Source organism: Mycobacterium sp. UM_11 (assembly GCF_001414075.1).
Lineage (GTDB): Bacteria > Actinomycetota > Actinomycetes > Mycobacteriales > Mycobacteriaceae > Mycobacterium.
Window position 1 is genome coordinate 62,872 of record NZ_LATC01000010.1, and the last position, 10,440, is coordinate 73,311.

A 10,440-nucleotide genomic window follows, 5' to 3' on the forward strand; every position below is an offset into this window, starting at 1 on the left:
ATGAGTGCCTCCAAGGCATCCAAGGACGCCGCCGAAATCACCGAGGCCTCGGGCGTCGAGGAGCCGGCCGACGACGGCGCCGGCCAGCCGCGGCACAGCTTCATCTCGCGGCTCTACACCGGCACCGGCGCCTTCGAAGTGGTCGGACGCCGCCGGCTGTGGTTCGGCATCAGCGGCGCGATCGTCGCCATCGCCGTGCTCAGCATCGTCCTGCGGGGCTTCACCTTCGGGATCGACTTCAACGGCGGGACCGCCGTGTCGATGCCCGCGAACGGCGGGTCGGGCACGGTCACCACCGCCGCGGTGTCCGACGTCTTCCGGAAGACCATTGGCCGCGACCCGGAATCGGTGGTGATCGTCGGCAACGGCGCCTCGGCGACGGTGCAGATCCGCTCTGAGACGCTGTCCAACGACCAGACGTCCAAGCTGCGCAACGCCCTGTTCGACGCGTTCGGGCCCAAGGGCGCCGACGGCAAGCCGAGCAAGCAGGCCATCAGCGACTCGGCGGTGTCGGAAACCTGGGGTGACCAGATCACCAAGAAGGCGCTGATCGCGCTGGTGGTGTTCCTGGCGCTGGTCGCGCTGTACATCACGGTGCGCTACGAGCGCTACATGACGGCCGCCGCGATCGCGGCGATGTTCTTCGACCTGACCGTCACCGCGGGCGTGTACTCGCTGGTGGGCTTCGAGGTCACCCCGGCCACCGTCATCGGGCTGCTGACCATCCTCGGTTTCTCGCTCTACGACACCGTCATCGTGTTCGACAAGGTCGAGGAGAACACCCACGGCTTCCAGCACACCACCCGGCGTACGTTCGCCGAACAGGCCAACCTGGCGATCAACCAGACGTTCATGCGCTCGATCAACACCAGCCTGATCGGGGTGTTGCCGGTGCTGGCGCTGATGGTGGTCGCGGTCTGGCTGCTGGGCGTCGGCACCCTGAAGGACCTGGCGCTGGTGCAGCTGATCGGCATCATGATCGGCACCTACTCGTCGATCTTCTTCGCCACGCCGCTGCTGGTCACCATGCGCGAGCGCACCGAGCTGGTGCGCACGCACACCCGCCGCGTCAAGCGTCGCCGCTCCGCGGGGGCCGAGCCCGTCGAGGCCAAGGTCACCGAGGATTCGGAGCCGGAGGCCACCGCGGCCGAGCCCGCATCATCCGACAAGCCCGCACCGAGCAAGCCGGCGCCCGGCGCGCGCCCGGTGCGGCCGACCGGAACCCGGCGTCCGAGCGGCAAGCGAAACGCCGGCCGGCGGTAGTCGCCATGGCCACCAGGTATCGCCTCGTCGGGGGCGCTATCGGTTTGGCCGCAATGCTCGTCGCGGCCGTCACGCTGGCCGCGTGCTCGGGCAGCGCCGCGTCCCAGATCGACTACGTGGTCGACGGGCCGCTGGTCACCTACAACACCAACACCGTCGTCGGCGCCGCGTCGGCCGGGGCGCAGGCGTTCGCCCGCACGCTCGCCGGCTTCAGCTACCACGGCCCGGACGGGCAGACCGTCGCCGACCGTGACTTCGGCACCGTCTCGGTGGTGGGCGGTTCGCCGCTGGTGCTCGACTACCAGATCGCCGACAACGCCGTGTACTCCGACGGCAAGCCGGTGACCTGCGACGACCTGGTGCTGGCCTGGGCCGCGCAGTCCGGCCGGTATCCCGACTTCAGCGCCGCCACCCAGGCCGGTTACCTCGACATCGCCAACGTCGAGTGCCTGCCCGGCCAGAAGAAGGCCCGGGTGTCGTTCGTCCCGGACCGCGGCATCGTCGACTACAACCAGCTGTTCACCGCCACGTCGCTGATGCCGTCGCACGTCATCGCCGACCAGCTGCACGTCGACGTGACGGCGGCGCTGCTGAGCAACAACACCCAGCTGGTGCAGCAGATCGCCAAGCTGTGGAACACCATCTGGGACCTCAAACCCGGCATCGATCTCAAGCGTTTCCCGTCGTCGGGTCCGTACAAGATCGAACGCGTCCTGGACGGCGGCGCGGTGGTGCTCGTCGCCAACGACCGGTGGTGGGGCCCCAAGGCGATCACCAAGCGCATCACCGTCTGGCCCCAGGGCCCCGACATTCAGGACCGGGTCAACAACCGCAGCGTCGACGTGGTCGACGTGGCCGCGGGCTCGTCGGGAACGCTGACCACGCCGGACAACTACGGCCGCTCCGATTCGCCGTCGGCCGGCATCGAGCAGCTGATCTTCGCGCCGCAGGGGCCGCTGTCGCAGCCCAAGGCCCGCCGCGCGCTCGCGTTGTGCACCCCGCGCGACACTCTCGCGCGCGATGCCGGGGTGCCGATCGCCAATTCCCGCCTGAACCCGGCCGCCGACGACCCCGTCGCCGCCGCCGACGGCGCCGCCGAGGCCGGCCAGTTCGCCAAGGCCGACCCCGGCGCCGCCCGCGACGCACTTGGTGGCACGCCGACGACGGTGCGGATCGGCTACCAGGGGCCCAACGCGCGGCTCGCGGTCAACGTCGGGGTGATCACCAAGGCCTGCGCCGCGGCCGGCATCACCGTCGCCAACGTCGCCCTGGACACCTCGGGGCCGCAGGCCCTCAAGGACGGCAAGATCGACGTGCTGCTGGCCAGCACGGGCGGGGCCGCCGGCAGCGGGTCGACGGGCTCGTCGGCGATGGACGCCTACGACCTGCACAGCGGCAACGGCAACAACCTGTCCGGGTATGCCAACCCGCAGGTCGACAGCGCGATCGGGGCGCTGGCCGTCTCGGCCGACCCCGCCGAGCGCGCCCGGCTGCTGGGCGAAGCGGCGCCGGTACTGTGGGGCGACATGCCGACCCTGCCCCTCTACCGGCAGCAACGCACGCTGTTGATGTCGAAGAAGATGTACGCGGTGACCAAGAACCCGACTCGCTGGGGCGCGGGCTGGAACATGGACCGATGGGCGCTGGTCCAGTGACGCGCGCCGGCGGCAGCGCGCCGGTAGCCAGCGTCATCGCCGCGCTGCTGCGCGAGGTGTCCAACTTTCCCAAGCCGGGTGTCCAATTCAGGGATCTGACCCCGGTGTTCGCCGATCCCGAGGGCTTCGCGGCGATCACCGACGCGCTGGCCGAGATCGCGTCGGGCGCCGACCTGGTGGCCGGGATCGACGCGCGCGGCTTCCTGGCCGCGGCCGCGGTCGCCGACCGGCTGCGCACCGGCGTGCTGGCGATCCGCAAGGGCGGCAAGCTGCCGCCGCCGGTGCACGCCGAGCACTACGACCTGGAGTACGGCAGCGCCACCCTGGAGATCCCCGCCGACGGCATCCGGCTGCGCGGGCGTCGGGTGGTGATCATCGACGACGTGCTGGCCACCGGGGGCAGCCTCGCGGCGGCGGCGCGGCTGCTGGAACGGACCGGGGCGACGGTGATCGCGGCGGCGGTGATCCTCGAGCTGACCGCGCTCGGCGGCCGCGAGGCGCTGGCGGAGTTCCCGGTGCACAGCCTGAGCCGGCTCTAGCGCAGGCCGATCGCTTGAGGGTGAACTGGCGGCGTCGAGTGTGGCGCCCAGGGCGCGGATCTCGCCGTTTCGTCGCCCTGGCCACACACCCGAAGCCCTGAGCGCACACTCAAGGCGGCCGGGGGATGAGACTTTGGCGATATCCTCGAAGTCGGAGGTGACCATCGTGGCGGACGAGAAAGGCGCGGCGCAGGCGCTTGACGCGCCCACGGACGTCGGTGAGGCCCTGCTGGTCGGGGAGCCGGTCACCGCGCAGGCCGCCGAGCCGCCGGAGCAGCCGACCGAGACGCTGAAAACGACTAGCAGCGCGTCGCGCCGGGTCCGGGCCCGGCTGGCCCGCCGGATGACCTCCCAGCGCACCACGCTCAACCCCGTGCTCGAGCCGCTGGTGGCGGTGCACCGGGAGATCTATCCCAAGGCGAACGTGTCGTTGCTGCAGCGCGCCTTCGAGGTCGCGGACGAGCGGCACGCCACCCAGCTGCGCCACTCCGGCGACCCCTACATCACCCACCCCCTGGCCGTGGCCAACATCCTCGCCGAATTGGGCATGGACACCACCACTTTGGTGGCCGCGCTGCTGCACGACACCATCGAGGACACCGGCTACACGCTCGAGCAGATGTCCGAGGAGTTCGGCGACGAGGTGGCGCACCTCGTCGACGGGGTGACCAAGCTGGACCGGGTGGTGCTGGGCACCGCCGCCGAGGGCGAGACCATCCGCAAGATGATCACCGCGATGGCCCGCGACCCCCGGGTGCTGGTGATCAAGGTCGCCGACCGGCTGCACAACATGCGCACCATGCGCTTCCTGCCGCCGGAGAAGCAGGCGCGCAAGGCCCGCGAGACGCTGGAAGTCATTGCGCCCCTTGCGCATCGGCTGGGTATGGCCAGCGTCAAGTGGGAGCTGGAGGACTTGTCCTTCGCGATCCTGCACCCGAAGAAGTACGACGAGATCGTCCGGTTGGTCGCCGGCCGCGCACCGTCGCGGGACACCTACCTGGCCAAGGTCCGCGCCGAGATCATCAACACCCTGAACGCGTCGAAGATCAAGGCGACGGTGGAGGGCCGGCCCAAGCACTACTGGTCGATCTACCAGAAGATGATCGTCAAGGGCCGCGACTTCGACGACATCCACGACCTGGTCGGCATCCGGATCCTGTGCGACGAGATCCGGGACTGCTATGCCGCTGTGGGCGTGGTGCATTCGCTGTGGCAGCCGATGGCGGGGCGGTTCAAGGACTACATCGCCCAGCCGCGGTACGGCGTCTACCAGTCGCTGCACACCACCGTCGTCGGCCCGGAGGGCAAGCCGCTGGAGGTGCAGATCCGCACCCGCGACATGCACCGCACCGCCGAATACGGCATCGCCGCGCACTGGCGGTACAAGGAAGCCAAGGGCCGCAACGGTCTTCCGCATCCGCACGCCGCCGCCGAGATCGACGACATGGCCTGGATGCGCCAGCTGCTCGACTGGCAACGGGAGGCGGCGGACCCGGGCGAGTTCCTGGAGTCGTTGCGCTACGACCTTGCGGTGCAAGAGATCTTCGTGTTCACCCCCAAGGGGGATGTGATCACCCTGCCCAACGGGTCGACGCCGGTGGACTTCGCCTACGCGGTCCACACCGAGGTCGGCCACCGCTGCATCGGCGCGCGGGTCAACGGGCGGTTGGTGGCGCTGGAACGAAAGCTGGAAAACGGCGAAGTCGTCGAGGTTTTCACGTCGAAGGCCCCCAACGCCGGGCCGTCGCGGGACTGGCAGCAGTTCGTGGTGTCGCCGCGCGCCAAGACGAAGATCCGGCAGTGGTTCGCCAAGGAGCGCCGCGAGGAGGCGCTGGAGGCCGGCAAGGACGCGATGGCCCGCGAGGTGCGCCGGGGCGGACTTCCCTTGCAGCGCTTGGTCAATGGCGAATCCATGGCGGCGGTGGCCCGCGAACTGCACTACGCCGACGTGTCGGCGCTCTACACGGCGATCGGCGAGGGTCACGTGTCGGCGCGCCACGTCGTGCAGCGGCTGCTCGCCGAACTGGGCGGGATCGACCAGGCCGAAGAGGATCTCGCCGAGCGGTCCACGCCCACGACCATGCTGCGGCGCCCGCGCAGCAGCGACGACGTCGGGGTCTCGGTCCCCGGCGCGCCGGGCGTGCTGTCCAAGCTGGCCAAGTGCTGCACGCCGGTGCCCGGCGACCAGATCATGGGGTTCGTCACCCGCGGCGGGGGCGTGAGCGTGCACCGCACCGACTGCACCAACGCGGCGTCACTGCAGCAGCAGTCCGAGCGCATCATCGAGGTGCACTGGGCGCCGTCGCCGTCCTCGGTGTTCCTGGTGGCGATCCAGGTCGAGGCGCTCGACCGGCACCGGTTGCTCTCCGACGTCACACGGGTGCTGGCCGACGAGAAGGTCAACATCCTGTCGGCGTCGGTCACCACGTCCGGCGACCGGGTGGCGATCAGCCGGTTCACCTTCGAGATGGGCGACCCCAAGCACCTCGGGCATCTGCTCAACGTGGTGCGCAACGTCGAAGGGGTCTTCGACGTCTACCGGGTGACGTCGGCGGCCTAGCGGCGATCGCAAGCGCGGCGAAGCCGGGCGCGGCGGGTCGCCGCCATCAGGTCGGCGGCGGGTCGCCGCCATCAGGTCCCCCTAGCCGACGCGCACCGAGTTGATCGTGACCGGGTTGGTGGGCGGCCCGCTCTGCCGGTTGCCGGCGATGCCGGCGCCGGCGATCTTGTCCAGGACCGCCAGGCCGGCCTCGGTGATGGTGCCGAACACAGTGCTCTGCGGCTCCATTTCCGAATCCCGGAACACCAGGACGAATTGGCTGCCGTTGGTGTTGGGTCCCTCGGTGGCCATGATCACGGTGCCCCGCGGGTAGACCACGGTGGCCCTCAGCGCGGGGTCCCCGGCCGGGTACTGGTTGGTGGGATATTCGTCCGCGAACTGATAGCCGGGGCCGCCGGAGCCGTCGGCGTCGGGGCCGCCGCACAGCAGCGATCCGCCGTCGGTCGAGTTGATCAGCCGGGCGCACTGGGTGCTGTCGAAGAATTGCTGCTTCGCCAGGCTGACGAAGCTGTTGACCGCACAAGGGGATTCGTTGTTGGCGAGCTGGATGCCGATGTCGCCGAGATTGGTCGAGATGGTAGCCGGGATCTGCGGGGGATCGGTGGAGATCCGGCCGGACCGCGGCGGGCTGACGGGTTTGACGACGGTGTCCGGCGCGCTCGGGTACTGGCAATTGGCGCCCGGGTCCGCCGGCGGCGCGAAGGCCGGCAGCGGCGGCGCCGTCGCCGCACCCTGCGCGGTGGGACCGGGATTCGACCCGGCCCTGCCCGGCACCCGGGCGCGGGTCGGGCTGCTCGACGCCGCGCCGCTGGCGGAGTCGTCCTTCTGGGTCACCAGCGCGATCACCAACGCGACCACCGCCACCAGCGCCACGGCGGAGGCGCCGACGATGCCCAGCAGCAGGCGCCGCGATTGCGTGGGTGGGTGATACGGGGTGTCGCCGGTCGGGGGGAAGTCCTGCGTGACTGGTCCGGTGGGGGGCGGCGGTGCCGGCGGCGCCGGCGGCGAGCTGAAGGCCGCGGTGCCGGCCGGCTCGGTCAGCGCGGCCCTGGCGGCTTCGGCGAGTTCCATCGCCGACTGGTAGCGGTGTTCGACGTCCTTGGCCATCCCGCGGGCGACCACCGCGTCGAGGGCGGGGGACACCCCGGACGCCGTGGTCGACGGCCGCGGCGGCGGGGTGTTCAGGTGCGCGTTGAGTTGTTCCTCGAGGCTGTCGCCGGCATAGGGACGCTTGCCGGTCAGGCACTCGTGCAGCACGCAGGCCAACGAGTACACGTCGGCGCGGTGATCCGTTGTGCCCCTGAACCGTTCGGGCGCCATGTAGGCGACGGTGCCCATCGTGTGCCCGGTCTGCGTGAGCGACGTGTCGGCCATGGTGCGCGCGATGCCGAAGTCGATCAGGTAGACGAAGTCCCGCGCCTTGGTGACCAGAATGTTCTTCGGCTTGATGTCGCGATGGATCAGCCCGACCTGGTGGGCGCTGTCCAGTGCGGCGGCCACCTGCTCGATCACCGCGACCGCGCGCTCGGGGGACAGCCGCCCGCCGTTTTCGTCGATGTATTCCAGCAAGTCCCGGCCCTCGATCAGCCGCATGTCGACATAGAGGCGCCCGTCGATCTCGCCGTAACCGTGGATCGGCACCACGTGCGGGTCGTTCAGGCTCGCCGCGATGCGCGCCTCTCGGCGGAATCGTTGCTGAAACTCCTGATCCTCGGCCATGTTCGGCGGCAGGACTTTCAGCGCGACGACCCGGTCGGTGGCGGCGTCGTACGCGCGATAGACCTGTCCCATGCCGCCGCGCCCCAAGACGTCCAGCAATTGGTATTGCCCGAAAGACTCTGACCCCACGCAACGACCTTAAGCGGTGGGCCGCCCGCGGGTCGGGCGATTGTGTCTAGTCGAGCAACAGCGACGTGATGGTGACCTCGGCCGCCGGGGCGCCGTCCTCGCCGCCGCCGGCGACACCGGCTTTGGCGATCTTGTCCAGGGTCGCCAGCCCGTCGGGCTGGATGGTGCCGAAAACGGTGTACTGGGGCGGCAGCTGGGAGTCCTTGTACACCATGAAGAACTGGCTGCCGTTGGTGCCCGGACCGGCGTTGGCCATGGCCAGGGTGCCGCGCGGGTAGAGGACTGGCTGCTGCGCCTTGGGGTCGTTCGGCGGGTACTGGTCGGTCGGATACTCGTTGGCGAACTGGTACCCCGGACCGCCCGTGCCGTCACCCTTGGGATCGCCGCATTGCAGGACGCCCAGGTCCGCCGAAGTGGTCAGCCGGTGGCACTTGGTGTTGTCGAAATACTTCTGACCGATCAGGCTCGCGAAACTGTTTACCGTGCAAGGCGATTCGTTGTTCGCGAGCATCAGGCCGATGCGCCCCTGGTTGGTGACCATGCTGGCGCTCACCGTCGCCGGATCGGTCGGCACCTTGCCGGTGCGCGGCGGCTTGACCTGCTTGGCGGCCGGTTCCGGGGACGCCGGGTACTGGCAGTTCGCGCCCAGATCGGCCGCCGCCTTGAACGGCGGCAGCGGCGGAACGGGCGGCGTCGGCCCGGCGGGGGTGGTGGACTCCGGGGAGCTGCTGGCGGCGGGCGAGGTGGTGCTCGCCGCGGTGCTGCTCTTGTGTTCGTGTTTGGTGCTGATGACCGTGAGCACCACCGCGACGACCACGGCCACCGCCACGATCGAGCCGGCCGCGATCAACGCGATCCGGCGCCTCTTGGCTTGCTTCGCGCGGCGCTCCAGCTGCCGCTCGAGCTTGCGTTTGGCGTTGGCGCGTCGCTGTTCGTTGGTCGGCACGGCCGTATGCCTCCATGGTCGGTAGGTCGGGGGCCCGCAAAAGGCGTCGGTGGCCAGCCCAGGCTAATGTGGGCGCCGCGACTGGTGTCAAGTGGGGCCCGTGGGAAACTGGGAACCGTGTTGATCACCGGATTTCCCGCGGGCATGTTGCAGTGCAACTGCTATGTGCTGGCCGAGCGGCCGGGAACGGACGCCGTCATCGTGGATCCGGGACAGCGGGTGATGGGCCAGCTGCGGCGCATTCTCGACGAGAATCGGCTGACCCCGGCGGCGGTGTTGCTCACCCACGGGCACGTCGACCACATGTGGTCCGCGCAGAAGGTGTCCGACACCTACGGCTGCCCGACCTACATCCACCCCGAGGACCGGTTCATGCTGAAAGACCCGATCTACGGCCTTGGCCCGCGGGTGGCGCAGCTGGTGGCGGGCGCCTTCTTCCGCGAGCCCAAGCAGGTCGTCGAGCTGGACCGCGACGGCGACAAGCTCGACCTGGGCAGCGTGACCATCAGCGTCGATCACACCCCGGGGCACACCCGCGGGTCGGTGGTGTTCCGGGCCTCGGGCGACAAGGACGTGGTTTTCACCGGCGACACGCTCTTCGAACGCTCGGTGGGCCGCACCGACCTGCACGGCGGCAGCGGGCGAGACCTGCTGACCTCGATCGTGAACAAGCTCCTGGTGCTCGACGACGAGACCGTGGTCCTGCCGGGGCACGGCAACGCCACCACCATCGGCGCCGAGCGGCGTTTCAACCCGTTCCTCGAGGGCCTGAGCCCGTGACCGAGTTCTCGGCGCCCAAGGGGGTGCCCGACTACGTTCCGCCGGACTCGGCGCAGTTCGTCGCCGTGCGGGACGGGTTGCTCGGCGCCGCCCGCCGGGCGGGCTACGGCGACATCGAGTTGCCCATCTTCGAAGACACCGCCCTGTTCGCGCGCGGCGTGGGCGAATCGACCGACGTGGTGTCCAAGGAGATGTACACCTTCGCCGACCGCGGCGACCGCTCGGTCACCTTGCGCCCCGAGGGCACCGCCGGGGTGGTGCGCGCCGTGATCGAGCACGGCCTGGACCGCGGCGCGCTGCCGGTCAAACTCTGTTACGCCGGGCCGTTTTTCCGGTACGAGCGCCCGCAGGCCGGCCGCTATCGGCAGCTGCAGCAGGTGGGGGTCGAGGCGATCGGTGTCGACGATCCGGCGCTGGACGCCGAGGTGATCGCCGTCGCCGACGCCGGCTTCCGATCGCTGGGCCTGGACGGGTTCCGTTTGGAGATCACCTCGCTGGGCGACGACAGCTGCCGCCCGCAGTACCGGGAGCTGTTGCAGGACTTCCTGTTTGGGCTCGACCTGGACGACGAGACGCGCCGGCGCGCCGAGATCAACCCGCTGCGGGTGCTCGACGACAAGCGGCCCGAGGTGCGGGCGATGACGGCCGACGCGCCGGTGTTGCTGGACCACCTGTCCGACGTCGCCAAGCAGCACTTCGACACCGTGCTGGCCCATTTGGACGCGCTCGGGGTGCCCTACGTCATCAACCCGCGCATGGTGCGCGGGCTGGACTATTACACGAAGACCACCTTCGAGTTCGTGCACGACGGCCTGGGCGCGCAGTCCGGCATCTGTCTCTTATACACAT

Annotated in this window: 8 protein-coding genes; 6 read left to right on the plus strand and 2 right to left on the minus strand. The window is 69.9% G+C overall.

The features are described 5' to 3' along the window. The 4 genes from secF (at nt 1) to WU80_RS04635 (ending at nt 6,017) form a co-directional block, all read left to right on the plus strand. Nucleotides 1-1,263, plus strand: coding sequence for a protein translocase subunit SecF (secF, locus tag WU80_RS04620; protein ID WP_055400900.1), 1,263 nt, complete (start codon nt 1-3; stop codon nt 1,261-1,263). Between the two features lie 5 nt (nt 1,264-1,268). Then, nucleotides 1,269-2,918 (plus strand): ABC transporter substrate-binding protein, encoded by a 1,650-nt coding sequence (locus WU80_RS04625; RefSeq protein ID WP_055400902.1) that lies wholly within the window; start codon nt 1,269-1,271, stop codon nt 2,916-2,918. After that, nucleotides 2,915-3,457: an adenine phosphoribosyltransferase gene (locus WU80_RS04630; protein ID WP_197281128.1), complete on the plus strand. Its 543-nt coding sequence runs from the start codon at nt 2,915-2,917 to the stop codon at nt 3,455-3,457. The genes WU80_RS04625 and WU80_RS04630 overlap by 4 nt, the downstream gene beginning before the upstream one ends. Before the next feature lie 166 nt (nt 3,458-3,623). Beyond that, nucleotides 3,624-6,017 carry a bifunctional (p)ppGpp synthetase/guanosine-3',5'-bis(diphosphate) 3'-pyrophosphohydrolase gene (locus tag WU80_RS04635; RefSeq protein WP_055400946.1) on the plus strand — a complete coding sequence of 798 codons (2,394 nt, stop codon included), beginning with the start codon at nt 3,624-3,626 and terminating at the stop codon, nt 6,015-6,017. Nucleotides 6,018-6,098: 81 nt separating this feature from the next. On the opposite strand, the gene WU80_RS04640 is transcribed toward WU80_RS04635, so the two are convergent. Together WU80_RS04640 and WU80_RS04645 are read right to left on the minus strand one after the other, a co-directional pair. Next, nucleotides 6,099-7,865, minus strand: a complete 1,767-nt coding sequence (locus WU80_RS04640; RefSeq protein WP_055400906.1) for a protein kinase — start codon at nt 7,863-7,865, stop codon at nt 6,099-6,101. Nucleotides 7,866-7,911: 46 nt separating this feature from the next. Continuing rightward, on the minus strand, nt 7,912-8,811 hold the full coding sequence (locus tag WU80_RS04645; protein WP_055400908.1) for a peptidylprolyl isomerase: 900 nt from the start codon (nt 8,809-8,811) through the stop codon (nt 7,912-7,914). A 117-nt stretch (nt 8,812-8,928) separates the two neighbouring features. Between WU80_RS04645 and WU80_RS04650 the strand changes: the two genes are divergently transcribed. Continuing rightward, entirely contained in the window at nt 8,929-9,591 is a 663-nt protein-coding gene (locus tag WU80_RS04650; RefSeq protein WP_055400910.1) for an MBL fold metallo-hydrolase, read from the plus strand. Continuing rightward, the coding region (hisS, locus tag WU80_RS04655; RefSeq protein WP_055405732.1) for a histidine--tRNA ligase at nt 9,588-10,440 on the plus strand (853 nt) is incomplete at its 3' end. The genes WU80_RS04650 and hisS, both read left to right, overlap by 4 nt.